Source organism: Rhodobacteraceae bacterium M382, assembly GCA_025141015.1.
Lineage (GTDB): Bacteria > Pseudomonadota > Alphaproteobacteria > Rhodobacterales > Rhodobacteraceae > Aliisedimentitalea > Aliisedimentitalea scapharcae.
On the sequence record CP081098.1, the window covers coordinates 3067566 to 3090748 of the forward strand.

General features: G+C 59.8%; 23 protein-coding genes. 6 read left to right on the forward strand and 17 right to left on the reverse strand.

The window, feature by feature from the left end:
• Positions 1 to 48: 48 nt before the first annotated feature.
• Together K3727_14275 and K3727_14280 are read right to left on the reverse strand one after the other, a co-directional pair.
• Positions 49 to 1170 carry a hypothetical protein gene (locus K3727_14275; protein UWQ89960.1) on the reverse strand — a complete coding sequence of 374 codons (1122 nt, stop codon included), beginning with the start codon at positions 1168 to 1170 and terminating at the stop codon, positions 49 to 51.
• Positions 1171 to 1173: 3 nt separating this feature from the next.
• Entirely contained in the window at positions 1174 to 1953 is a 780-nt protein-coding gene (locus tag K3727_14280) for an SDR family oxidoreductase (protein UWQ89961.1), read from the reverse strand.
• A 313-nt stretch (positions 1954 to 2266) separates the two neighbouring features.
• Here K3727_14280 and K3727_14285 point away from each other — a divergent pair, with 313 nt between their 5' ends.
• On the forward strand, positions 2267 to 3172 hold the full coding sequence (locus K3727_14285) for a Hint domain-containing protein (protein ID UWQ93389.1): 906 nt from the start codon (positions 2267 to 2269) through the stop codon (positions 3170 to 3172).
• 4 nt (positions 3173 to 3176) lie between these two features.
• Here the strand turns inward: K3727_14285 and K3727_14290 are convergent, their stop codons facing one another.
• The gene (locus K3727_14290) at positions 3177 to 3545 is read right to left on the reverse strand and encodes a BrnA antitoxin family protein (protein ID UWQ89962.1); all 369 of its coding nucleotides are present in this window, start codon (positions 3543 to 3545) and stop codon (positions 3177 to 3179) included.
• Positions 3546 to 3682: 137 nt separating this feature from the next.
• Here K3727_14290 and K3727_14295 point away from each other — a divergent pair, with 137 nt between their 5' ends.
• The 5 genes from K3727_14295 to K3727_14315 all read left to right on the forward strand — a co-directional run bounded on the left by K3727_14295 (position 3683) and on the right by K3727_14315 (position 9080).
• A complete protein-coding gene (locus K3727_14295; GenBank protein ID UWQ89963.1) occupies positions 3683 to 5290 on the forward strand; it encodes a peptide chain release factor 3 in 1608 nt (535 codons plus the stop codon).
• Between the two features lie 29 nt (positions 5291 to 5319).
• Positions 5320 to 6066, forward strand: coding sequence for a hypothetical protein (locus tag K3727_14300; protein UWQ89964.1), 747 nt, complete (start codon positions 5320 to 5322; stop codon positions 6064 to 6066).
• A complete protein-coding gene (locus K3727_14305; protein ID UWQ89965.1) occupies positions 6059 to 7009 on the forward strand; it encodes a glycosyltransferase family 2 protein in 951 nt (316 codons plus the stop codon). The genes K3727_14300 and K3727_14305 overlap by 8 nt, the downstream gene beginning before the upstream one ends.
• Before the next feature lie 180 nt (positions 7010 to 7189).
• Complete coding sequence (locus K3727_14310; GenBank protein UWQ89966.1) at positions 7190 to 8635, forward strand: DEAD/DEAH box helicase; 1446 nt, start codon at positions 7190 to 7192, stop codon at positions 8633 to 8635.
• A gap of 265 nt (positions 8636 to 8900) precedes the next feature.
• Complete coding sequence (locus tag K3727_14315) at positions 8901 to 9080, forward strand: hypothetical protein (GenBank protein ID UWQ89967.1); 180 nt, start codon at positions 8901 to 8903, stop codon at positions 9078 to 9080.
• 111 nt (positions 9081 to 9191) lie between these two features.
• On the opposite strand, the gene K3727_14320 is transcribed toward K3727_14315, so the two are convergent.
• The 14 genes from K3727_14320 to nuoG form a co-directional block, all read right to left on the reverse strand.
• The gene (locus K3727_14320) at positions 9192 to 10859 is read right to left on the reverse strand and encodes a ribonuclease J (GenBank protein UWQ89968.1); all 1668 of its coding nucleotides are present in this window, start codon (positions 10857 to 10859) and stop codon (positions 9192 to 9194) included.
• A 2-nt stretch (positions 10860 to 10861) separates the two neighbouring features.
• Positions 10862 to 11635, reverse strand: coding sequence for a type III pantothenate kinase (locus tag K3727_14325; protein ID UWQ89969.1), 774 nt, complete (start codon positions 11633 to 11635; stop codon positions 10862 to 10864).
• Between the two features lie 13 nt (positions 11636 to 11648).
• Complete coding sequence (locus tag K3727_14330) at positions 11649 to 12395, reverse strand: biotin--[acetyl-CoA-carboxylase] ligase (GenBank protein UWQ89970.1); 747 nt, start codon at positions 12393 to 12395, stop codon at positions 11649 to 11651.
• Between the two features lie 69 nt (positions 12396 to 12464).
• Positions 12465 to 13904 (reverse strand): NADH-quinone oxidoreductase subunit NuoN, encoded by a 1440-nt coding sequence (nuoN, locus tag K3727_14335; protein ID UWQ89971.1) that lies wholly within the window; start codon positions 13902 to 13904, stop codon positions 12465 to 12467.
• 14 nt (positions 13905 to 13918) lie between these two features.
• Positions 13919 to 15469: an NADH-quinone oxidoreductase subunit M gene (locus tag K3727_14340; protein UWQ89972.1), complete on the reverse strand. Its 1551-nt coding sequence runs from the start codon at positions 15467 to 15469 to the stop codon at positions 13919 to 13921.
• Positions 15469 to 17526: an NADH-quinone oxidoreductase subunit L gene (nuoL, locus tag K3727_14345; protein UWQ89973.1), complete on the reverse strand. Its 2058-nt coding sequence runs from the start codon at positions 17524 to 17526 to the stop codon at positions 15469 to 15471. Before nuoL ends, K3727_14340 begins: the two co-directional genes overlap by 1 nt.
• Positions 17527 to 17533: 7 nt before the next feature.
• Positions 17534 to 17839: an NADH-quinone oxidoreductase subunit NuoK gene (gene nuoK / locus K3727_14350; protein UWQ89974.1), complete on the reverse strand. Its 306-nt coding sequence runs from the start codon at positions 17837 to 17839 to the stop codon at positions 17534 to 17536.
• A gap of 4 nt (positions 17840 to 17843) precedes the next feature.
• Positions 17844 to 18446 carry an NADH-quinone oxidoreductase subunit J gene (locus tag K3727_14355; GenBank protein ID UWQ89975.1) on the reverse strand — a complete coding sequence of 201 codons (603 nt, stop codon included), beginning with the start codon at positions 18444 to 18446 and terminating at the stop codon, positions 17844 to 17846.
• Positions 18443 to 18862 carry a carboxymuconolactone decarboxylase family protein gene (locus K3727_14360; GenBank protein UWQ89976.1) on the reverse strand — a complete coding sequence of 140 codons (420 nt, stop codon included), beginning with the start codon at positions 18860 to 18862 and terminating at the stop codon, positions 18443 to 18445. The genes K3727_14355 and K3727_14360 overlap by 4 nt, the downstream gene beginning before the upstream one ends.
• On the reverse strand, positions 18859 to 19353 hold the full coding sequence (gene nuoI, locus K3727_14365) for an NADH-quinone oxidoreductase subunit NuoI (GenBank protein ID UWQ89977.1): 495 nt from the start codon (positions 19351 to 19353) through the stop codon (positions 18859 to 18861). The genes K3727_14360 and nuoI overlap by 4 nt, the downstream gene beginning before the upstream one ends.
• 3 nt (positions 19354 to 19356) lie before the next feature.
• Positions 19357 to 20394: an NADH-quinone oxidoreductase subunit NuoH gene (gene nuoH, locus K3727_14370; protein ID UWQ89978.1), complete on the reverse strand. Its 1038-nt coding sequence runs from the start codon at positions 20392 to 20394 to the stop codon at positions 19357 to 19359.
• Between the two features lie 6 nt (positions 20395 to 20400).
• A complete protein-coding gene (locus K3727_14375; protein UWQ89979.1) occupies positions 20401 to 20787 on the reverse strand; it encodes a hypothetical protein in 387 nt (128 codons plus the stop codon).
• Positions 20784 to 21089 carry a hypothetical protein gene (locus K3727_14380; protein ID UWQ93390.1) on the reverse strand — a complete coding sequence of 102 codons (306 nt, stop codon included), beginning with the start codon at positions 21087 to 21089 and terminating at the stop codon, positions 20784 to 20786. Before K3727_14380 ends, K3727_14375 begins: the two co-directional genes overlap by 4 nt.
• 73 nt (positions 21090 to 21162) lie before the next feature.
• Positions 21163 to 23181 (reverse strand): NADH-quinone oxidoreductase subunit NuoG, encoded by a 2019-nt coding sequence (gene nuoG, locus K3727_14385; GenBank protein UWQ89980.1) that lies wholly within the window; start codon positions 23179 to 23181, stop codon positions 21163 to 21165.
• Between the last annotated feature and the right edge of the window lie 2 nt (positions 23182 to 23183).

Consider the following 23183-nt stretch of genomic DNA (forward strand, 5'->3'; position numbering starts at 1 on the left):
ATAGCAACCCCGCCCAGCGGGTGCAAGTCGGCTGTTGGCCAACCGGACTCACGCTGGCCCAAGATCAAAATCCACGCCATCATGCAGCGTGCCGTTCACCATGACCTCGATGCGATGCGCCCCCGGCATCAGCTGGAATGTGGTGGCATCCGCCTTGAGCCTGTGCCGCTTTGTCAGCGCCAGCCCCCCGGCTCCCAACCGGGCCTGCTTCCATTTGAACACCTTGACCGACACCGTCCCGCTGGGGCGCAGAAAATGCATCCGATAATCGACCAGAACCGGCGTCCCCTCGGGGCCGGACAGATGGCAGGCGAATGTGACAGCCTCCCCGATCCGCGCCACCGGTGTCGTCATCTCCAACCGGGCCGTCACCGGCGCCTGCGGGTCATATCCCAACATCGCCATCGCGTCGGGATGGCCCGCCTTGATCAGCCCGCGCAACGCATGCGACGTCATCCAACGCAATTCCTCCGGCCGCTGACGCCCCTGCGCATGCCAGCGCGTCAACCGGTCGATCACCAGATCCGGGTTCTTTTTGGTTATATCGTTCAGATGGTTGGCCACAGACCGGGTGACATAGCGGGTGGGGTCGCAATGCAGCCGATCCAACAACGGCAACGGCTCCTCCAGCGCCAGGCTCACCGCCTGCCCCCAGGGCAGACGCGGACGGGTGCCTTCGCTGACCAGACGGCGCACATGATAGCTGTCGTGATCTGCCCAGCTCTCCATCCGGGCCAGAACCTCCTGTGGCCAGCGGTTCAGAAACGGGCGGATCGCCCATTCCATCGAAAACCGCTGGGTCAGCGCCGCGATCAGATCCAGCGACAGGTCGGGATGCGCCGCGACACCGCGCTGCACCACCCATTCCCCCAACGGGGCAAAGATGAAATCGCCAAAATCATCATCCGTCAGATCGGGGTCCAACGGCGGCGGTAGCGCCGCCATCAAAACAGGGGCCACCTCGGGCAGATCCCCCGGCACCACGTCGCCCATCACCTGCGCGATCCAGGTGATGCGCTCCTTTAACTCCAGATCGCTCAACCGCGACATCACACGGGCTTCAAAGGCATCGCCATCAAACCCGGCATCGGCCGCGGAAAAAAGGCCCGCAAGATAGCGGACCTTTTCGACGTTGAACAACTGGTCCTTCAGCGAAAATCCCGACGCCATGGATTACATTGTCGAATTGGTGGCACCGCCATCCAACAGGATGTTTTGCCCGACCATGAATCCAGCAAGCTGGGAACACATGAACGCACAGGTCGCGCCAAATTCCTCGCGGGTGCCATAGCGGCCCGCCGGAATGGTGGCACAGCGGTTCACCTTGGCCTGTTCGATCGAAATCCCCTGGGCCTGTGCTGCGCCGCCATCCAGCGACACCGCCCGATCCGTGGCATGGATGCCCGGTTGCAGGTTGTTGATCGTCACGCCGGATCCGGCGACCTGGCGCGCGGTGCCCGCAACATAGCCGGTCAACCCGGCGCGGGCCGAATTGGACAGGCCCAGCACCCCGATGGGGGCCTTGACCGACACCGAAGTGATATTGACCACCCGGCCCCAGCCACGTGCCATCATGCCCGGCACCAATGCCTTGATCAACGCAATCGGGGCCAGCATGTTGGCATCCAGCGCCTGAATGAAATCGTCGCGGTCCCAATCGGTCCACATCCCCGGAGGCGGCCCGCCCGCATTGGTCACCAGAATGTCCACGTCTTTGGCGGCCTCCAGCACCCTGGCCTGCCCGTCGGGTGTGGTCACATCGGCGGCCACCGTCACCACGTCGACCCCATAGGTGTCGCGAATCTTCTGCGCCGATTCCTCCAGCGCCGCGCTGCCCCGCGCATTCATCACCAGATCCACGCCCGCATCGGCCAGCGCCTCGGCACAGCCCAGCCCCAGCCCCTTGCTGGACGCACAGACCAGCGCCCGTTTCCCGGAAATTCCCAGATCCATCAGCCCTCTCCCTTGGCTATCCTCGTTGGCAAAACGACTAACACCCGGTCGCAGGGGTTGACCAGCGCAAACACCATCCCCAATTCCACAGACAGAAAGGGCTCAAAAACTTCTGGGATTTGACCGACTATGGCCATATTCTGGGGCGACCCTGTCCACAGCCCCGGCATTGCCCCGGGATTTTGGATCAGCTCAATCAAGGCAGGTGTGTTTCGTGTTTTCTGAAAACGGTTCCGTTCAATCCTATCCCGTCTACCCGGCTGATGGCCTGCGCGTTGTTGCCGGGGCCAATCTTGGCGATGGTGTCGGGCTCATGGATGAGCTGGACCTGGACGATATCTACCAGCTCAGATCCGGCATCAGCGCCGACCGCCTGTCGCTGATGGCCCGGCTCGACAACAGCTTTGGCATCGCCGCCGACAGCGAAGCCGGCACCGCAGGCAACGCGCTGCACCTGGATTGCACCCTGTCCTTCATGTCGCCGGACGGGTCGACCACCGACATCCTGCTGCTGGTCGAAGTCGACCTGGACGGGCTGATCGTGGGCCTGCACCTGCTGCCGCTGGTGCCGCTGGTGGCCCAGACCGAATACACATTGCTGAAAACCAGCCGCGAATCGGCGCGGCGCAAATTTGCCGAACTGGCCTCGGTGTCCTTTACCCGCGGCACCCGCATCACCCTGGCGTCAGGGGCCCAGATCCCGATCGAAGAGCTGACCGTCGGCGACCGCGTGCTGACCCGCGACGATGGCGTGCAACCGATCCGCTGGATCGGCCAGAACACGGTGCGCGCCACCGGCGCCATGGCCCCGGTTCTGATCCGGGCCGGCGCGCTGAACAACGCCGGTGACCTGTTGGTCAGCCCCGACCACCGATTGTTCGTCTATCAACGCAGCGACCGCATCGGTGCGGGCCATTCCGAAATCCTGGTCACTGCCCGCCACCTGATCAACGGCGAGTCCGTTGTCCGCGTCGAAGGCGGCTTTGTCGATTACTTCCAGCTGCTGTTTGACCGTCACCACATCATCTACGCCGAAGGCATCGCCGCAGAATCCCTGCTGCTGGACCCGTCGACCAAACCCGCCGTCCCCGGCGAACTGCTGAAAAAGCTCGCCACGACCCGCCACGGGCGACGCGATGACCACGGGATCGACGTGCAAAAAAACCTGCTCGACCGCCCAGACGCCATCGACCTGCTGCGCCGCGCCTCGACGCGGTAATACTCTAACGCCCGACGCCGCGCAGCGCCCGCTGGGCCTCGGCCATCAGCCGGGGCAGCGTGTCGTCGTATTGATGGGCCTGGATATGGCCGCACATCAACGCCGTCCAATAGATCCGCAGCACCTGGTTGATCCGCGCGCCATACCCCGGTCCCAGCTTGCGGAACCAGCGCACCATGTCCGTGTCCAACCGGATGGTCACCCGGGTTCTGTCGCGCAGCGCCCCATGTCTTGTGTCCAGCCCGTGCCATTCATCCGGCAGACTTTTGTCCAACCAATCGCTGGCCAGCCCCTGTTGCAGCGCTTCCAGCTCGTGCAGCATTTCGTTTCGGGCCTGTTTGCGGTTGACCATGGCATCACCTCTCTTGTTCATCACCGCTTAACTTTGCCCGCAATTGGTTAACGCCGCGCCACCGCACAGCCCGCTGCACGCCCGGTGCACGTGGGGTGCACGCATGTCACCCCCCGTTTTCCTTGCTCCGCCGCCAAAACTTACCTATACGCGCGCTCATGTTGGACACCGCCTCAAACCGCCCCGAATTGCCGCCCGAGATTGCGCGCCGCCGTACCTTTGCGATCATCTCGCACCCGGACGCGGGCAAGACCACATTGACCGAAAAATTCCTGCTTTACGGGGGGGCCATCCAGATGGCCGGTCAGGTGCGCGCCAAAGGCGAAGCCCGCCGCACACGCTCTGACTTCATGCAGATGGAAAAAGACCGCGGGATTTCGGTTTCCGCCTCAGCAATGTCGTTTGATTACAACGGTTTGCGGTTCAACCTGGTGGACACACCCGGCCACAGCGACTTCTCCGAAGACACCTATCGCACGCTGACGGCCGTGGATGCGGCCATCATGGTGATCGACGGGGCCAAAGGTGTGGAAAGCCAGACCCAGAAGCTGTTCGAAGTCTGCCGGCTGCGCGACCTGCCGATCCTGACGTTCTGTAACAAGATGGACCGTGAAAGCCGGGACGTTTTTGAAATCATTGACGAAATTCAGGAGATGCTGGCCATCGACGTGACCCCGGCCAGCTGGCCCATCGGGGTCGGACGCGATTTTGTCGGCTGTTATGACATCCTGCGCGACCGGCTTGAACTCATGGACCGCGCCGACCGGAACAAGGTCGCGGAATCCATCGAAATCAACGGGTTGGACGATCCCAACCTGGCCAAATACGTGCCCGAACACCTGCTGGACAAACTGGTCGAGGACCTGGAAATGGCGCGCGAACTGCTGCCAAAGCTGGACCCGCAGGCGGTGCTCGAAGGGCATATGACCCCGATCTGGTTCGGTTCGGCGATCAATTCCTTTGGTGTCAAAGAGTTGATGGACGGCATCGGCAACTACGGCCCCCTGCCCCAGGTCCAATCTGCGCAGCCCCGCAGCATCGCACCTGAAGAGAAAAAGGTCGCAGGTTTTGTGTTCAAGGTTCAGGCCAACATGGACCCCAAACACCGCGACCGGGTGGCCTTTGTCCGCCTTGCCTCGGGGCATTTCAAACGCGGCATGAAATTGAACCATGTGCGCACCAAAAAACCCATGGCGATCTCGAATCCGGTGCTGTTTCTGGCCTCGGACCGGGAACTGGCCGAAGAGGCCTGGGCCGGTGACATCATCGGCATTCCCAACCACGGCCAGCTGCGCATTGGCGATACGTTAACCGAAGGGGAACCTTTACGTGTTACTGGTATTCCCAGCTTTGCGCCCGAGCTGCTGCAAGGTGTCCGCGCCGGTGATCCGATGAAGTCCAAGCACCTGGAAAAGGCGCTGATGCAATTTGCCGAAGAAGGCGCGGCCAAAGTGTTCAAACCGTCCATCGGCTCCGGCTTTATCGTCGGGGTTGTTGGCGCGTTGCAATTCGAAGTGCTGGCCAGCCGGATCGAAATGGAATACGGCCTGCCCGTCCGTTTTGAGGCGTCACAGTTCACCAGCGCCCGTTGGGTCAGCGGCGACAAGGCGGCCGTGGACAAATTGGTCAACGCCAACAAACAGCATATCGCCAATGATCACGATGGCGACATTGTGTATCTGACCCGCCTGCAATGGGACATCGACCGGGTTGTGCGCGACTATCCGGACGTGAAACTGACCGCGACCAAGGAAATGATGGTGTGACGGGGGAAAAACTGTAATCTGTCGCCATCATGGATTTGGAACACTCGATTTATCCCGGCAGTTTCTACAGCTTACTGGGCTTTCTTGATCGCAAGGAAGTGCCCTATGAAAACGTGGCCGACCTGTTTCCGCCGCCGGATTGCGACCTTGACGCGCTGGCGGCGTCAGTGATTCAGGCCGACCCGGTGCCGGACCACGAATTCGACCGTCAGGACGCCGCTCGCAAATATCAGACGCTGCTGGTGGAATTTGACGGATGCAGCGAATTATGGGCCGTCCATGCCATGGCGATCGCCGTCCTGCGCCGTCGCAACCCACCTGAATTCGTGCGCCAATTGTTCCTGCGGATCTGGCGGGAAAAGGGCAAGGAGCTGGCCGACGGCCTGCCCGTGCGCTGGTTGATTTCCTCGGCCACGACCTTTGCCGATCATGGGGACACATTTGAACAGCGCAGCGGTGGCATGGGGCTGTCCGTGCTGTTCGACCTGATCAAACTGCATGACAGCGAACGCCGTGTGTCCGGGCGCCCCAATGATGCGGCCTTTCCCCGGCTCAAATCCAAACCCCGCAACCACCCGCTGGCCTTTGACATGGCCGGGTATTCCCTGCCCAATGGCGATCTGGACCGGATCATGCTGGCCCGGCTGTGGCGACTGGCGGAACAGGACGCCACCCTGCGTCCCCTCGGGTTTCGCATGTTGCGCATGGTGATGACCGACAAACGCTCGGTGTTCTCCCGGGTTCAACGATACAGGCGGACCAAATCCGATGGCTGACCCCGATCTGCCCCTCTGGGGCCTGAGCGCCACCATCAAGGCCGACACGGTCGACATTCTGAATTTCGCAGCCCACCACCTCGATTTGGGCGCACACCGGCTGTACCTCTATCTGGATGCCCCTGATGACCGGGCCTTTGCCCTCCTCAAGGCCCATCCAAAGATCCGGGTCCAGCTGCGCGACGACGCATTCTGGATCAGCAAAAAAGGCAGGGTCCCCCCCAAACATCAATCCCGCCAGAGCCTGAATGCCACGCATGCCTATCGCCGCAAGGTCGAGGTCGATTGGCTGATCCACATGGATGTGGATGAATTCCTGTGGCCCAATGAAACCACTCTGGCACACCATCTGGCCACGCTCGGACCCGAAATCAAATGCGCCCGCGTCCGTCCCATCGAATCGCTGGCCGGGGACGGCAGCGTGTACAAAGGGTTCATGCCCCCGGATGGGCGTCGCAATGCCATCACCCACCGGATTTACCCGAACTTTGGACGTCAGGTGAGATGCGGCTTTCTCAGCCACGTCGAAGGCAAGCTACTGGTGCGGACCGGCCTGCCGGATGTCACGGTCAAGATCCACAATATCCAACAGGACGACACCATGAACCCCGATGCGGCCGAACTGGCTCAGGTCGATCTGTGCCATCAACACGCCCGTGATTGGGACGATTGGCTGTCCCACTATAAATACCGACTGTCCAAGGGCTCTTATAGATCCGAACTGGCTCCGGCGCGGGATCCGGAACTGGGCGGGATGACTCTCAACGCGCTGCTGAAGCTGATCGAAGACGATCAGGGAGAAGCCGGTCTGCGCGCCTTTTATGACGAGTTGTGCGCCGACACCCCCGACCTGAGAGCCCGGTTGGACGCCGAGGGATTGCTGAGGATTCGCCCCCTGCGCCTGGCTGAAAAACGACAGAAACAATTTCCCGATTTTAGTTGAATTGTTTCAAATACATCGCAAACGGCCCCTATTCCCTGCAATACAACGACAAGATTTGACGTCACACCGGTATTTTGCTATTCCCCGCCCGAGCCGACATGCGCGTGTGCGCAGGACCGCTAGGGTCTGGCTGATGATGATGCGCGGGCTGGGTCTAATGTCCGCAAGATGCGGAAACACATGACGAAATTTTCTGACCTAAACCTGAACCCCAAGGTTCTCAAAGCCATTGACGAAGCCGGGTACGAAACACCGACCCCCATTCAGGCCGGAGCGATTCCCTCCGCGCTCGAAGGCAGGGACGTGCTGGGCATTGCCCAGACCGGTACCGGCAAGACGGCCAGCTTCACGCTGCCGATGATCACGATGCTGGCCCGTGGCCGGGCTCGGGCGCGGATGCCACGCAGCCTGGTGCTGTGTCCCACACGGGAATTGGCCGCACAGGTCGCCGAGAACTTTGACACCTATGCCAAACACCTCAAGCTGACCAAGGCGCTGTTGATCGGGGGCGTTTCGTTCAAGGAACAGGATCTGCTGATCGACCGTGGCGTCGACGTGCTGATCGCCACTCCTGGCCGTCTTCTGGACCATTTCGAACGTGGCAAACTGTTGCTCACCGGCGTGCAGATCATGGTTGTCGACGAAGCCGACCGGATGCTGGATATGGGGTTCATCCCTGACATCGAACGAATCTTTTCGCTGACCCCGTTCACCCGCCAGACGCTGTTCTTCTCGGCAACGATGGCACCGGAAATCGAACGGATCACCAACACCTTCCTGTCGGCCCCGGCCCGGGTCGAAGTCGCCCGTCAGGCCACCGCCTCCGAGACCATCGAACAGAGCGTGGTGATGTTCAAACCCAGCCGCCGCGACCGCGAAGGCAGCGAAAAGCGCAGCGTCCTGCGCGCGATCATTGATGGCGAAGGCGACAAATGCACCAATGCGATCATCTTCTGCAATCGCAAGACTGATGTCGATATCTGCGCAAAATCGCTCAAGAAATATGGGTATAATGCCTCGCCTATCCATGGCGATCTGGACCAATCGCAACGCACCAAGACGCTCGACGGGTTCCGCGATGGTACGGTCCGCCTGCTGATCGCCTCTGATGTTGCCGCGCGCGGGCTTGACGTGCCAGCCGTCAGCCATGTGATCAATTTCGATGTCCCCGGCCACCCCGAAGATTATGTGCACCGGATCGGGCGCACGGGACGCGCCGGACGGGAAGGCAAAGCCATCACCATCTGCTCGTCGCGTGATGAAAAGGCGCTGGACGCGGTGGAAAGCCTGATTCAGAAGCAAATCACCCGCATGGAAAACCCGGTGAAAAAGGCGACCCCGGATCCGCGCCCTGCCGCAGCAGACAGCAAATCCGAACCCCGCCAACCCGCGTCCCGGTCCGCCGACAAGAAACCGGCCTCGACGCGCCGCGGAAAACCGGCCGCCAAACCCGCCGACCTTCCCGAGCGTCAGGAACGGCCTCAAAGCCAGAGCCAGAGCCAGAGCCAAAGCCAGAACCAAAGCCGCGGCCGGTCACGCCGGGACGACAACAAAACCGTTGTCGGCATGGGCGATCACCTGCCCAGCTTCATCGCTCTCAGCTTTGAGGAACGCCGCGCCGGCTGATCCTCTGACTGACGCAGGTATCTGTAACACTGCAACAGATCCGGGCACTCCCTAAAACATGGGGCGTGCCCTTTTCTTTGTCTGCATCTCGCCAGCAGCTCAAACGGGATATGATGCACAGGATATGATGCATATGATGCGCGGTGGGCGGCCCTTGCGTTTTCAACATGGCGGGGTTTCATCTTTGTCCGATGACACGGCATCACTTCAGGGACTATGTGGGCAGCAACACACTGCCTCCTCCTGACATATGCGAGCCCCTGTCATGACCGAAGTTACCTTCCACGCCCCCACTGCCGCCGAAATCCAGGCTATCCAACACGAAGCCGCGCGCCTGCGCAGCATCGCCTTTGGCAACGCCCTGCGCAAACTCTTTTCCGCCGTGAAATCTCTGGCTCCGCGTGGGTTCAGCCTGTCGCCCCGGTGTGCACGTCCGCTGCACTAGATCAACCAGGACCCGCCGGGCGCCGCACATCGTGCGGCGCCCGGCCCAACGGGCAATGCGGCATCGCCAGATGCCGTGGTTGCCGGGCGGGAGCCCCCCGCCCGGCCAATGTCAACGCATCCGGCTGATCACCACAGTGACTTCGGGCTTGCGCCCGATTTCATTCTGGGCGCTCTGGCGCACAATGCGGCGCAGCGCCTCTTCCAGCTTATCGTCATCGCTCAGCGTCTTGGAACCGGCCCGCATCAAGAATTGATTCAGGTCCTCCTCCAGAATTTCCACCACCGCAGCCTTTGAACTTCCGGTTTCCGGCACCCCCTTGATATCACACCAAGGCTCGCCCAAAGGTTCATCCGATTCATCCAGGATCACAGTTACCAGCACATGACCGTTCAGCGCCATGCGGATCCGATCGCGCACGACCCCATCCATGGCCCCGATCTGCACGCTTCCATCCAGATAGGTGCGCCCGGTGTCGATGTATTCGGCGACAACAGGGCCATCCGCTGTCAGATCCATCATCATGCCATTGACCACGACCGCGCTGGTCAGCCCCTTGGACTCGCCCAAACGCGCATGTTCACGCAGATGCCGGTGTTCGCCGTGCATCGGGATCAGCATCTCGGGCTTCACCAGCTCGTGCATCTGCTCCAGATCCGGGCGATTGGCATGGCCTGACACGTGATACAGCCCTGAACTGTCATCCACCACATCGACGCCCTTTTCGCTGAGCTGGTTCATGATCCGGATCACGCCTTTTTCGTTGCCCGGAATGGTTTTTGACGAGAACAGGAACAAATCCCCCTCCTTCATCTCCAGACCACGGTATTTGCCGCGGGCCAATTGCGCCGACGCCGCACGACGTTCGCCCTGGCTGCCAGTCACGATCAGCATGACGTTGTTGCGCGGAATGTCCTGGGCCTCTTCGGGGCTGATCACTTTGGGGAAATCCGACAGAACCCCGGTGGCCTCTGATGCTTCGATCATCCGGCGCATTGCGCGGCCCAGCAGAACAACGGATCGCCCGGCCCGCTCGCCTGCCCGCGCCAATGTGCGCACCCGTGCCACGTTGGACGCAAATGTGGTCGCGACCACCATACCCTTGGCCTCGCCCACAAGGCGGGTGATCTCGCCGGGCAATTCGGCCTCGGACCGCCCTGGTGCGCGCGAGAACACATTGGTCGAATCACAGATCAACGCCTTGACCCCGGTTTCGCCCAGGTCCGCAAACAGATCTGCATCAAACGCTTCCCCCACTCCGGGGTCGGTGTCGATCTTGAAATCACCCGAATGCAGGATCCGTCCTGCGGGCGTGTCGATCACCAGAGCCGAGCTTTCTGGGATCGAATGTGAAATCGGCACAAAGCCGACCTTGAACGGGCCCGCCTGCACGGTTTCCGGCCAGGGCGACGCCGTCACCACCGCGTCGGCGACCTGGCCTTTGTCCTCCAACTTGCGCCGGGCGATATTGGCGGTAAAGGCGCGGGCGTGCACCGGCACGTTCAACGCGCTGTACAGCAATCCCAGGGCCCCGACGTGGTCCTCATGGGCGTGGGTGATGAACACCGCGTCCAACCGGTCGGCGCGTTCCTTTAGCCACGTCATATCGGCAAAGATCAGATCCACACCGGGTGTTGTGTCCATATCCGGAAAAGCCACGCCCAGATCCACCAGGATCAGGCGTTCTTTGCCCGGTTTACCATACCCGTAGACATAGGCGTTCATGCCGATCTCGCCGGCGCCGCCCAAGGGCAGATAAATCAATCGTTCGCTGCTCATACTCAGCTGTTATCCTTGTTATAGCGATGGATCACGGTCAGCCCGTGCATCGTCAGATCTTCTTCAAAGACGTCAAAAAGATTTGCCGCCTGTTCAAACAAAGGCGCCAACCCGCCGGTGGCGATCACCTGCATCGGGCGGTCATGTTCGGCCCGGATCCGCGCGCAGATTTCCCGCACCAGCCCGACATACCCCCAGAACACACCCGATTGCATGCATTCCACCGTGTTGGTCCCGATCACCTTTTGGGGTTGAGAAATATCAACATGAGGTAGCGCGGCGGCCGCCAAATGCAACGCCTCCAGACTGAGGTTCACACCCGGGGCAATCACCCCGCCGATATAGGCCCCATCATGGGCGACAACGTCAAACGTGGTTGCGGTGCCAAAATCCACCACGATCAGATCACCGCCATGGCGATCAAAGGCCCCCGCCGTATTAACCAGCCGGTCAGGGCCAACCTGTGTTCCGGCATCCACCCGGGGCAAATGCGGCAACAGGCATTCCGGCTTGCCCACAACCATCGGTCGGCAATCAAAGAACCGGTCCGCAAACACCCGCAGGTTCCACACGACACGGGGCACGGTCGACGAGATGATGACCTCGGTGATATCCGTCTTGATCCCATAATGGTTGATCAGCGTCGAAAACCAGGTGAAATAGGCATCTGCCGTGCGGGCGTGGTGGGTCGACGTGCGCAGGGTGCACAGGAATGTTTCGCCATCCCAGATCGAGAAAACGGTATTGGTGTTGCCACAGTCGATTGCCAGAAGCATCCCTTGCCCCCTCTTAAAAATACACATCCGCCGCCGGGATAGTGACCCGACCTTTGGCCGTGTTTAGGACAAGGTTGCCAGCACCGTCCACTGTCTCAAATGTCCCAACTGTTTCTGACGTGGCGGTGCGGGCCGAAATCACTTCGCCCAACTTCGCCGCACGGGCCAACCAGGCGGTCCGGATCGGGGCAAACCCATAGGTCGTGAATTGGGTTTCGTAATGGTGATAGGCGTCCGCCAGAGCGTCCAGAAAGCTTTCTGGATCGACCTGAACACCAGTTTCCGACATCAATGACACCGGCCACACCGATCCGGGTTCCAGCCAGTCGCTGGGCGGGGTCTGGACCAGATTGACGCCGATCCCGATCGCAAGATGGGTGACACCACCCCCATGGCCCGCGCTTTCCAGCAGGATTCCGGCCAGCTTGCCACCATTCAGCAGCACGTCATTGGGCCATTTCAACGCCAGCCCTTCGCTGCGTCCTGTGACCGTCACACAGGCATCATACAGCGCAAGCGCCGCAACAAAGCTGCGCAGGGCCACCTGTTCGGGGGGCTCTTGGGGGCGCAGCACCAGCGTGGCGGCCAAATTTCCGGTTGGATCATTCCAGGCCCGGCCCCGTCGGCCACGCCCCTTGGTCTGGCGCAGCGCCAGAATCCATTCCGGTCCGGCCAGCGTGGGCGCAATGCGCGCGGCCTCATCCAACGTGCTGTCGACTTCGGTCAACACCCGTTTGCCATACCCCTGCGGCCAGCTCATTTCATGTCCCTCCTACGGCAAAAGGCCCGGTCGCCTGACCGGGCCCTTGCAGTTTGACTGATCGCTTGATCAGTTGACAAGCGTTGCCGCCGCAGAAGCCGCAGCTCCTTCGACACCAAACATGTTGACGATCCCCAACAGCATGACCGCTGCCGACCCCATCAGGAACACCCACAGCACCGGCGATGCGTTGCGATCCAGTTCGTCGCTCTCTTCGCCAAAGTACATGTAGTAGACAATGCGCAGATAATAGAACGCCCCAATCACGGAGGCCACAACACCGGCAACCGCCAGCCAGGCCAGACCCGCGTCATAGGCCGCACGCAGCACATACAATTTGCCAAAGAACCCCAGCATCGGCGGAACACCGGCCAGCGAAAACAACAGGATCAGCATCGCCAACGCCTTGCCCGGCTCACGCTTGGCATAGGAATTCAGGGCGGTGATGTCGGTGATCGGTTTGCCATCTTTTTCCAGCATCAGAATAAAGGCAAAGGTGCCGACGTTCATGGTCACATAGATCGCCATATAGACCAGCAGCGCCTGCACGCCAAAGGCGGTTCCGGCGGCCAGCCCCATCAGGGCATACCCCATATGGGCAATCGACGAAAACGCCATCAGCCGTTTGATATCACGCTGTCCGATCGCCGCGACGGCCCCCAGGAACATCGACAACAGCGACAACAGCGCGATCACCTGGCTCCAGTCGGCCACGGCCAATCCGAACGCATCATGCATGACACGGGCGAACAGACCCATGGCGGCCATTTTTGGCGCGGTGGCAAAGAAGGCCGTCACCGGAGTGGGCGAGCCTTCGTAAACGTCCGGGGTCCACATGTGGAACGGCACTGCCGACACTTTGAACGCCAGCCCCGAGATCAGGAAGACGAGGCCAAACAGCAAGCCAATGGTAACTTCGCCGTGCTGGGCAACCTGGATGATACCGGTGAACTTGGTTGTCCCGGCAAAGCCATAGACCAGCGACGCACCATACAACAGCAGACCAGAGGACAAAGCCCCCAGCACAAAGTATTTGAGCCCGGCCTCGGTCGATTTGACGCTGTCCCGGCGCAAGGCAGCGACGACGTACAACGCCAGCGATTGCAGCTCCAGCCCCATGTACAGCGACATCAGATCGCCGGCCGACACCATCATCATCATGCCGACAGCAGCCAGCGCCACCAGCAGCGGATATTCAAACCGCAGCAGATCGCGACGCGACATGTATTCCTGGCTCATGACCAGCACAGCAGCGGCCGACAGCAGGATGGTCACCTTGGCAAAGCGGGCGAACCCGTCATCGACGAACATGCCGCCAAAGGCCTCGTGAGTACCATTGCCATTTGTGGCAATCCACAACGCCAGCGCGGCCATCAGGCCCCCGGTGGTCCAGACCAGCAGCGGGCCCAGTTTGTCCTTGCCGGTGTAAACGGCCGCGATCAGCGCCAGCATGGCGTAAACGGCCAGAATGACCTCTGGCAGGATTACGGAAAGATCAGCTTGGATCATTTCTTCCTGGCTCCTTAATGCGAGGCAGCAACGGCGGGCGCAGCGTGATCTGCTGCTGCTGCCAGTGATGCGTCAAAGTTCGAAATCAGCGCGGTGGTCGATGGGCTGATGATGTCGGTGACGACTGCGGGGTACACACCCAACAGGATGGTCATCACGATCAGCGGCGCAAAGATCAACCGTTCGCGGGTGCTCAGATCCAGAATGCCCTTCAGGCTTTCCTTGATCAGATCGCCAAAGACAACCCGGCGATACAGCCACAACGCGTAGCCAGCCGAGAAGATGACACCGGTTGCGGCGACAGCCGTCACCCAGGTGTTCTTCTGGAACGCCCCCATCAGGGTCAGGAATTCACCGACGAACCCGGAGGTGCCCGGCAGACCGACGTTGCCCATGGTAAAGAACATGAACACCAATGCGTATGCCGGCATCCGGATCACCAGACCACCATAGGCGTCGATGTCGCGGGTGTGCATCCGGTCATAGATCACCCCAACCGCCAAGAAGAGCGCGGCGGAAATGAACCCGTGGCTGAGCATCTGAAAGATGGCCCCATCGATCCCCTGCTGGTTTGCAGCAAAGATCCCCATGGTGACAAACCCCATATGCGCGACCGACGAATAGGCGATCAGCTTCTTCATGTCTTCCTGAACGATCGCGACCAAGGACGTATAGACGATGGCAATTGCCGACATCCACAGGACCAGATCGGTCATCACTTCGGCCCCGACAGGGAACATCGGCAGGCTGAACCGCAGGAAGCCATAACCCCCCATCTTCAACAGGATCGCAGCCAGCACGACGGAGCCGGCAGTCGGTGCCTGCACGTGTGCGTCCGGCAACCAGGTGTGCACCGGCCACATCGGCATTTTCACCGCAAAGCTGGCAAAGAAGGCCAGGAACAGCAGCGTCTGCATGCCGCCCACGATCTGGATCCCCAGGATCGAGAAGTCATCAAAGGCAAACTGATGTGTCAGCAGGCTTTCGATGTCGGTGGTGCCCGCGTCCGAGAACATGGCAACCATCGCCACCAGCATCAGCACCGAGCCGAGGAAGGTATAGAGGAAGAATTTGAACGATGCATAGATCCGGTTTGCACCGCCCCAGATGCCGATGATCAGGAACATCGGGATCAGGCCCGCTTCAAAGAACAGGTAGAACAGCACCAGATCCAGCGCCATGAAAACGCCCAGCATCAGGGTTTCCAGCAGCAGGAATGCAATCATGTATTCCTTGACGCGGCTGGTCACATTCCAGCTGGCCAGAATGGTCAGCGGCATGATGAAGGTGGTCAGCATCACGAACAGAACCGAAATCCCGTCGACGCCCATTTTGTACTTCAGGCCCAGCAGCCATTCGGTTTCTTCAACCATCTGAAAGCCGGTATTGGCCGGGTCGAACCCGGTATAGATGCCGATCGACACCAAAAAGGTGATCGTGGTGGCAAAGAGCGCGGCCCATTTGGCGTTGCGTTGTGCCGCCTCATCCTCGCCGCGCAGGAACAGGGCCAGAATGGCCGCCGCAAGCGCCGGGATGAAAGTGACAATAGAAAGGAGATTGTCCATCAGTGCGCTCCTCCGCCGATCGACATCCAGGTGACCAGGGCAGCAATACCCAGCACCATCCAGAAGGCATATGTGAAGATGAAACCCGACTGTGCGCGACCGGCGAGGCGGGTAAAGAAGGGAACGATCCCCATCGCGACCCCATTCAGGAAGCCGTCGATGGTATTGCCGTCACCGCGCTTCCACAGGAAGCGGCCAATGGCCAACGCGGGTTTGACAAAGATCGCGTCATAGAGCTCGTCAAAGTACCATTTGTTCAAAAGGAACTGATAGAGCGGCTGGAAGTTGGTGGCCAGACGATGTGGCAGCGACGGGTTCCAGATGTAGAACCACAGAGCCATGATCAGACCGCCCAGCATTGCGATGAATGGCGAAACCTTGACCCAGGCCGGTGCGGCATGCGCATCGTCCAGAACATGGTTGTCAGGGCTGATGTAAATGGCACCCTCACCCGGCTTCCCGGCGAATTTGATCGCATGGGCATCGCCCTTGTCACCGCCACCGCCGTGGCTGTCGGCAGAAGCTTCGGCGACCGGGATGCCATAGAATTTGGCGACGTTTTCGGTATAGCCAAAGAACGACTTGTACCACAGCATACCCGAGAAAATTGCGCCCAAGGCAAGAACACCCAGCGGGATCAACATGGTCATCGGGCTTTCATGCGCGTGATCATGCGTGTGCTTGTCGCCGCGCGGTGTGCCAAAGAAGGTCATGAAGATCAAACGCCAGCTGTAGAAGGACGTGAACGCAGCCGCAGTCACCAGCAACCAGAAGCCATAGGAAGATCCGCCGGCATAGGCGCTTTCGATGATCGCATCCTTGGACAGGAACCCGGCAAACCCGATGGTGGTCATCGGAATACCAACGCCGGTGATGGCCAGCGTGCCGATCATCATCGCCCAATAGGTATAAGGGATCTTTTTGCGCAGACCGCCATAATTCCGCATGTCCTGTTCGTGATGCATTGCATGGATCACCGAACCGGCCCCCAGGAACAGCATCGCCTTGAAAAAGGCGTGGGTGAACAGGTGGAACATGGCCGCGCTATACATGCCAACGCCGGCCGCAACGAACATATAGCCCAGCTGCGAACAGGTCGAATAGGCGATCACGCGTTTGATGTCGTTCTGCACCAGACCGACAGTGGCAGCAAAGAATGCCGTGGTGGCGCCGAGCACAGTGATAAACGCAGTGGCCGTTTCGGCGTATTCCATCAGCGGCGACATGCGGCAGACCAGGAACACACCCGCGGTCACCATGGTCGCGGCGTGGATCAGCGCCGACACAGGCGTCGGACCTTCCATCGCGTCCGGCAACCATGTGTGCAGGATCAGCTGCGCCGATTTACCCATCGCGCCGATGAACAGCAGGATGCAAACCAGATCAGCTGCGTTCCAGTCGGTCCACAGGAAGTTGACAACCGTCTCGTCCAGCACCGGAGCCGCGGCAAAAATGTCGCTCAGGTTGATGCTGTCAGTCAGGAAGAACAGGGCAAAGATCCCCAGCGCAAAGCCAAAGTCACCAACCCGGTTGACGATGAACGCCTTCATCGCGGCGGCGTTGGCCGTCGGCTTGCGATAGTAGAACCCGATCAGAAGATATGACGCAACGCCCACACCTTCCCAGCCAAAGAACATCTGAACCAGATTGTCCGAGGTGACCAGCATCAGCATGGCAAAGGTAAAGAACGACAGATACGCAAAGAAGCGCGGCTTATAGCTTTCGCCCGGACGCCACTGTGGATCGTCGGCCATATAGCCAAACGAATACAGGTGCACCAGCGACGATACCGTGGTGATCACGATCAGCATGATCGCCGTCAGACGGTCCAGACGGATCGACCAGGAGGTCGACAGCGACCCGCTTTCGATCCAGCGCAGGATTTCGATCGTCTGCGTGTGCCCGTCAAAGGTCAGGAACACGACCCAGCTGAGCAAAGCCGACAGGAACAGCAGACCGGTGGCGGTCCACATGGCGGCCTTTTCGCCGATGAACTTCCAGCCGAACCCGCACAGCAGCGCGCCCACCAGAGGGGCAAAGAGGAGTGTGGTTTCCATGATGTCCTTACCCCTTCATCACGTTGATGTCTTCGACCGCGATCGTTCCGCGGTTCCGGAAGAAACAGACCAGAATGGCCAGGCCAATGGCAGCCTCGGCCGCGGCCACGGTCAGAACAAAGAGCGTAAAGACCTGCCCCACCAGATCGCCCAAAAAGGACGAAAAGGCGACGAGGTTGATGTTCACTGCGAGCAGCATCAATTCGATGCTCATCAGCAGGATGATCACGTTCTTGCGGTTCAGGAAGAGACCGAAGATGCCGATGACGAACAAAGTCGCCGCGACGGTTAGATAATGTTCAAGTCCGATCATTGCCTCAAAGCCCCTGCCCCGGTTTCACGTCCTTGAGTTCCATCGCGGTCGCCGGGTCACGCATCATCTGGGCGATGATATCCTGACGTTTGATGTCGGTGCGATGGCGCAGGGTCAGCACGATGGCGCCGATCATGGCGACCAGCAGGATCAGACCCGCCAGTTGGAACAGAAGGAAATATTGGTCGTAAATGATGAGGCCAAGCGCCTCGGTGTTGTGACGGTCGACGGGAACCGGCTGGGCCAGTTGCTCGGCGGCGCCATGCGCGCTCTCCCAGGCACCAAATGCCATGACGAACTGCATCAGGATCACCAGACCGATGAGCAGCGCCAATGGCATATAGCGGGCCATCTCGGCCTTCAGCTCGGCAAAGTCCACGTCCAGCATCATCACCACAAACAGGAACAGCACCGCGACCGCGCCAACGTAGACGATGACCAGCAGCATGGCGACGAATTCCGCGCCCAGCAGAACAAACAGCCCCGCCGCAGAGATAAAGCTCAGGATCAGCCACAGAACCGAATGCACAGGCTGACGGCTGATCACGGTGAACAGCCCGCCGGTGATGGCGCTGATGGCGAAGAGGTAAAAGGCAAATACGCTCATGTCTCATCGTCCCCTTTTTCGCCCATGGCCTCCTGCGCCAATTCCAGCGCCCGGGTCATGGCCGGGATGCCGGCAAACACCGACATCTGTCCGATCGCTTCCACGATCTCTTGTTTCTTGGCACCGGCCTCGACAGCGTGGCGCACGGTCTGACGCACGGCTGTATCTGCCTGCGCGCCCTGCATGGTCAGCCCCGCCAGCGTCAGCAACAGGCGGGTCTTGGCATCCAGACCGTCCTTGTTGACGGTCTTGCCGAACATCATTTCCATGACCTCTTTGGGCATGGTCGGCCAGAGCGCCTCAAACCCCTTGAACGCGTCGGTGGGAGAGAATTTCTCCATCGCCGGGTTCATGGCTTTGGCCATCTCCTGGGCCTGGGCCATCATGGCCTCGAATGGGTTACGCGGATCTGTCATCGGTACGGCGCGTCTATTTCCAGATTGCGGGCAATCTCGGCTTCCCAGCGGTCGCCGTTGGCCAACAGCTTGTCCTTGTCGTAAAACAGCTCTTCGCGCGTTTCGGTGGCAAATTCGAAATTCGGCCCCTCGACAATCGCATCCACCGGGCAGGCTTCCTGACAGAAGCCACAGTAGATGCATTTGGTCATGTCGATGTCATAGCGCGTGGTGCGGCGGCTGCCATCATCGCGGGGTTCCGCGTCGATGGTGATTGCCTGCGCCGGGCAGATCGCTTCGCACAGTTTGCAGGCAATGCAGCGTTCTTCGCCATTGGGATAGCGGCGCAGCGCGTGTTCACCGCGGAACCGGGGCGACAACGGCCCCTTTTCATGCGGATAATTCAGCGTCGCCTTGGGGGCAAAGAAGTACTTCAGCCCCAATTTCATGCCGACCCAAAAATCCTGAAGCAGGAAATATTTGGCGGCGCGGGTATAGTCGATGTTCGCCATTGATCAGCCCCCCACGGTCCAGCGGGCGAAGATGCCCCAGAACCAGTCAAATTTTGCAGCAAAGGATACGAACACGACCCAGAACAGCGAGAATGGCAGGAATACTTTCCACCCCAGACGCATCAGCTGGTCATAGCGGTACCGCGGCGTGATCGCCTTGACCATTGCGAAGAGGAAGAAGAAGAACGCCATCTTGCCCACCATCCACAGGACGCCATCAGGCAGACCCGGGATCGGCGACAGCCAACCACCAAAGAACAGCAGCGAGATCAGCGCACACATCAGGAAGATCGCGATGTATTCACCAGCCATGAACAGCAGGAACATGGTGGCCGAATATTCCACCTGGTAGCCCGCGACCAGTTCGGATTCCGCTTCGGGAAGGTCGAACGGTGGGCGATTGGTTTCGGCCAGCGCCGAGATGAAGAACAGGAACACCATCGGGAAATGCGGGATCCAATACCAGTTCAGCAGACCCAGGTTACCGTCCTGCGCACGCACGATGTCACCAAAGTTCATCGAGCCTGTAGAGATGATTACCCCAACAATGATCAAACCGATCGAGACCTCATACGAGATCATCTGAGCCGCAGATCGCAACGAACCAAGGAACGGATATTTCGAGTTCGACGCCCAACCGCCCATGATCACGCCGTATACCTCGAGCGAGGAAACCGCAAAAACATAGAGGATCGCAACGTTGATGTCCGACAGCACCCAGCCGTCGTTGAACGGGATAACCGCCCAGGCGATCATGGCCAGCACAAAGCTGGTCAATGGGGCCAGGATGAACACAGAGCGGTCGGCACCGGCGGGAATGACCACCTCTTTGACCACATATTTCAGCGCGTCCGCCACCGATTGCAGGATGCCAAAGACCCCCACAACATTGGGACCGCGCCGCATTTGAACAGCGGCCCAGATCTTGCGGTCGCCATAGACAAGAAACAGCAGCGAAATCATGACAAAGGCAACAACAGCAAGCACTTGCGCCAGTATCAAAATGGCGATGCCGCCTGGGGTGTTAAAGAAATCAGCCATAGGTCCTCACACCGTAGGTATTCCGTTTTCCTCGCAGTCCGCGACCACGACTTCGGCGTCGATGGTGCGCAAACCGCGCGGCAGGGAGGGCGAGATGGTGTAGACAGCATCAGCGGTCCAAACGCCACCCTCTTCATTCAAATTTGTGCGCAAATGCCGCGCAAATCCGTAACCTCGGATCAACGCGTATTGCGCGGCTGCGCATTCAGCATAGTTATCTACATCGACGGGAGAATTTATGTCCGTCATCGACACATGAAACTGTACCAGATCACCCTCCAGCAGGCTGGTTTCAACTCCCTGATAGTTGGGAGAGAACCGCGTCACCTGATCTGACGGACCTGGTTCGCAGGCCGCCAACAGCAAGGGCGATATGATCATAAGAAACTTCATTCACACATCAGTGTCGGTTTTCTGTATCCGACGACGACCCAATCATCCCCTTTGGGCTTGGCGATGAGGGTGTAGTTACAAGATGACGAAAATGGAACGTATGAAGTCGAGGTAGTTGTTGCAGTCGCCCATCCACTGCTGCCCGAAATATACGTCGTTGAAGGCGTTGAAACTGGAACAACACCTGACGAATCAATCTGCCATTGGAACGCTCTAGCACCATCAGGCAAATCAAAAACACTCGCTGGTCTACCATAGTCCAGCATTGGTTCTGTTACTGAGCGCCCAACATAACCTTCCATAACCTGCGAAGCACATCCAGCCAGGCCGATTATGGTTATGAACGTCAATGTTTGAACCCAAAAACGCATCTATTTACTCCGCTGCGATCTTTTCGTTGTTGCGGGCTTTCGCTCCGGCAGACAGTTCGGCCATCAGTTCAGAGGCCCGCGCAATCGGGTTGGTCAGATAGAAATCCCGGACCGCGTTCACAAAGTCCGCCTTGCCCAAAGGCTCCAGCTCCAGCGCGTCGCCTTCGTTGGTTGGCACCTGATCGATTTGGGCCAGATGCGGCACCGCTTCGATCAAAGCCGTGCGCAGCTGCGCCAGCGAGTCGAACGGCAGGGTCGCGCCCAGTTCGGCGCTGAGTGCGCGCAGGATCGCCCAGTTTTCCTTGGCCTCGCCCGGGGCGAACCCGGCGCGCATGGCCAATTGCGGACGTCCTTCGGTGTTGACGAACAACCCGTTTTCTTCGGTATAGGCGGCCCCCGGCAGGATCACATCGGCACGGTGTGCGCCGCGGTCGCCATGGCTGCCCTGGTAGATGACAAATGCACCATCGCCGATTTCGACTTCATCCGCGCCCAGGTTGTAAACAACCTCGGCCCCGTCGATGGCGGCCTCTACGCCGCCTTCGGTCACGGCACCGACGTCCATCGCACCGACACGACCAGCTGCAGTGTGCAGCACCAGTAGTTTGGATTCCGTGTCAGCGGCAAATTTCTGAGCGTGTGCCAGAACCGCCAGACCGTCGGCCTCGCGCAGGGCGCCCTGCCCCACAATGACCAATGTCTCTTTGCCAATCGCGCCGGAATGATCGCCGCTGTGCAGCGCCTCAAGAGCGGCACGGTCGGTGCCCAGATGCGCATAGTCATAGGTCAGGTCAACCGGCTGACCGACCAGCCCGATGTTGGCCCCATTCACCCAGGCCCGGCGAAGGCGTGAATTCAACACGGGTGCCTCGTCACGCGGGTTGGTGCCGATCAGCATGATGGCCTTGGCGCTGTCGATGTCTTCGATGGACGCCGTGCCGACATAGGCGGCACGATTGTCCAGCGGCAGACGCGCCTTGTCCGTGCGGCATTCAACCTTGCCGTCCAGTCCTTCGACCAGTTGTTTCAGCGCATATGCGGCCTCGGTCGGGACCAGATCCCCGATCAAACCTGCGATCTTCTTGCCCTTCATGGCGGCGGCGGCGGCGGACAGGGCTTCGCCCCAGCTCGCTGGCTTCAACTTCCCATCGACCCGAATATAGGGACGGTCCAGACGTTGGCGCCGCAGCCCATCCCAGACAAAACGGGTTTTGTCTGAAATCCACTCTTCGTTCACGCCATCATGGTTGCGCGGCAGGATGCGTTTGACTTCACGGCCTTTGGTATCGACCCGGATATTGGAGCCAAGCGCGTCCATCACGTCGATGGTTTCGGTCTTGGTCAATTCCCATGGGCGGGCAGTAAAGGCATAGGGTTTGGACGTCAGCGCGCCAACCGGGCACAGGTCAATGATGTTGCCCTGCATGTTGGAATTCAGCGTTTGGTTCAGATAGCTGGTGATTTCCGCGTCTTCGCCACGACCGGTCTGGCCCATCTGGTTGATCCCGGCCACTTCGGAGGTGAAGCGCACACAGCGGGTGCAACTGATGCAGCGGGTCATGGCGGTCGACACCAGCGGACCCAGGTCCAGATCGTCCACCGCGCGTTTGTGTTCCTTGAACCGGGACCCGGACAGGCCATAGGCCATTGCCTGATCCTGAAGGTCGCATTCGCCGCCCTGGTCGCAGATCGGGCAATCCAGCGGGTGGTTGATCAGCATGAATTCCATCACGCCTTCGCGGGCCTTTTTGACCATGGGCGAATTGGTTTTGACCACCGGTGCCTGACCTTCGGGACCGGGGCGCAGGTCACGCACCTGCATGGCACAGGAGGCGGCGGGTTTGGGCGGGCCGCCCACGACTTCGACCAGACACATCCGGCAGTTGCCAGCAATCGACAAACGTTCGTGATAACAGAAACGCGGAATTTCCACGCCTGCTTCTTCACACGCCTGGATCAGGGTCATTGCCCCGTCCACTTCGATCTCGGTTCCGTCAATATTGATCTTGCGGAGGTCAGACATGG

Coding starts and splice junctions, on each gene's coding strand:
- K3727_14275 (UWQ89960.1), bottom strand. CDS start 1,170: ATGGCGTCGGGATTTTCGCTGAAGGACCAGTTGTTCAACGTCGAAAAG.
- K3727_14280 (UWQ89961.1), bottom strand. CDS start 1,953: ATGGATCTGGGAATTTCCGGGAAACGGGCGCTGGTCTGTGCGTCCAGC.
- K3727_14285 (UWQ93389.1), top strand. CDS start 2,267: ATGGATGAGCTGGACCTGGACGATATCTACCAGCTCAGATCCGGCATC.
- K3727_14290 (UWQ89962.1), bottom strand. CDS start 3,545: ATGAACAAGAGAGGTGATGCCATGGTCAACCGCAAACAGGCCCGAAAC.
- K3727_14295 (UWQ89963.1), top strand. CDS start 3,683: ATGTTGGACACCGCCTCAAACCGCCCCGAATTGCCGCCCGAGATTGCG.
- K3727_14300 (UWQ89964.1), top strand. CDS start 5,320: ATGGATTTGGAACACTCGATTTATCCCGGCAGTTTCTACAGCTTACTG.
- K3727_14305 (UWQ89965.1), top strand. CDS start 6,059: ATGGCTGACCCCGATCTGCCCCTCTGGGGCCTGAGCGCCACCATCAAG.
- K3727_14310 (UWQ89966.1), top strand. CDS start 7,190: ATGACGAAATTTTCTGACCTAAACCTGAACCCCAAGGTTCTCAAAGCC.
- K3727_14315 (UWQ89967.1), top strand. CDS start 8,901: ATGACCGAAGTTACCTTCCACGCCCCCACTGCCGCCGAAATCCAGGCT.
- K3727_14320 (UWQ89968.1), bottom strand. CDS start 10,859: ATGAGCAGCGAACGATTGATTTATCTGCCCTTGGGCGGCGCCGGCGAG.
- K3727_14325 (UWQ89969.1), bottom strand. CDS start 11,635: ATGCTTCTGGCAATCGACTGTGGCAACACCAATACCGTTTTCTCGATC.
- K3727_14330 (UWQ89970.1), bottom strand. CDS start 12,395: ATGAGCTGGCCGCAGGGGTATGGCAAACGGGTGTTGACCGAAGTCGAC.
- nuoN (UWQ89971.1), bottom strand. CDS start 13,904: ATGATCCAAGCTGATCTTTCCGTAATCCTGCCAGAGGTCATTCTGGCC.
- K3727_14340 (UWQ89972.1), bottom strand. CDS start 15,469: ATGGACAATCTCCTTTCTATTGTCACTTTCATCCCGGCGCTTGCGGCG.
- nuoL (UWQ89973.1), bottom strand. CDS start 17,526: ATGGAAACCACACTCCTCTTTGCCCCTCTGGTGGGCGCGCTGCTGTGC.
- nuoK (UWQ89974.1), bottom strand. CDS start 17,839: ATGATCGGACTTGAACATTATCTAACCGTCGCGGCGACTTTGTTCGTC.
- K3727_14355 (UWQ89975.1), bottom strand. CDS start 18,446: ATGAGCGTATTTGCCTTTTACCTCTTCGCCATCAGCGCCATCACCGGC.
- K3727_14360 (UWQ89976.1), bottom strand. CDS start 18,862: ATGACAGATCCGCGTAACCCATTCGAGGCCATGATGGCCCAGGCCCAG.
- nuoI (UWQ89977.1), bottom strand. CDS start 19,353: ATGGCGAACATCGACTATACCCGCGCCGCCAAATATTTCCTGCTTCAG.
- nuoH (UWQ89978.1), bottom strand. CDS start 20,394: ATGGCTGATTTCTTTAACACCCCAGGCGGCATCGCCATTTTGATACTG.
- K3727_14375 (UWQ89979.1), bottom strand. CDS start 20,787: ATGAAGTTTCTTATGATCATATCGCCCTTGCTGTTGGCGGCCTGCGAA.
- K3727_14380 (UWQ93390.1), bottom strand. CDS start 21,089: ATGGAAGGTTATGTTGGGCGCTCAGTAACAGAACCAATGCTGGACTAT.
- nuoG (UWQ89980.1), bottom strand. CDS start 23,181: ATGTCTGACCTCCGCAAGATCAATATTGACGGAACCGAGATCGAAGTG.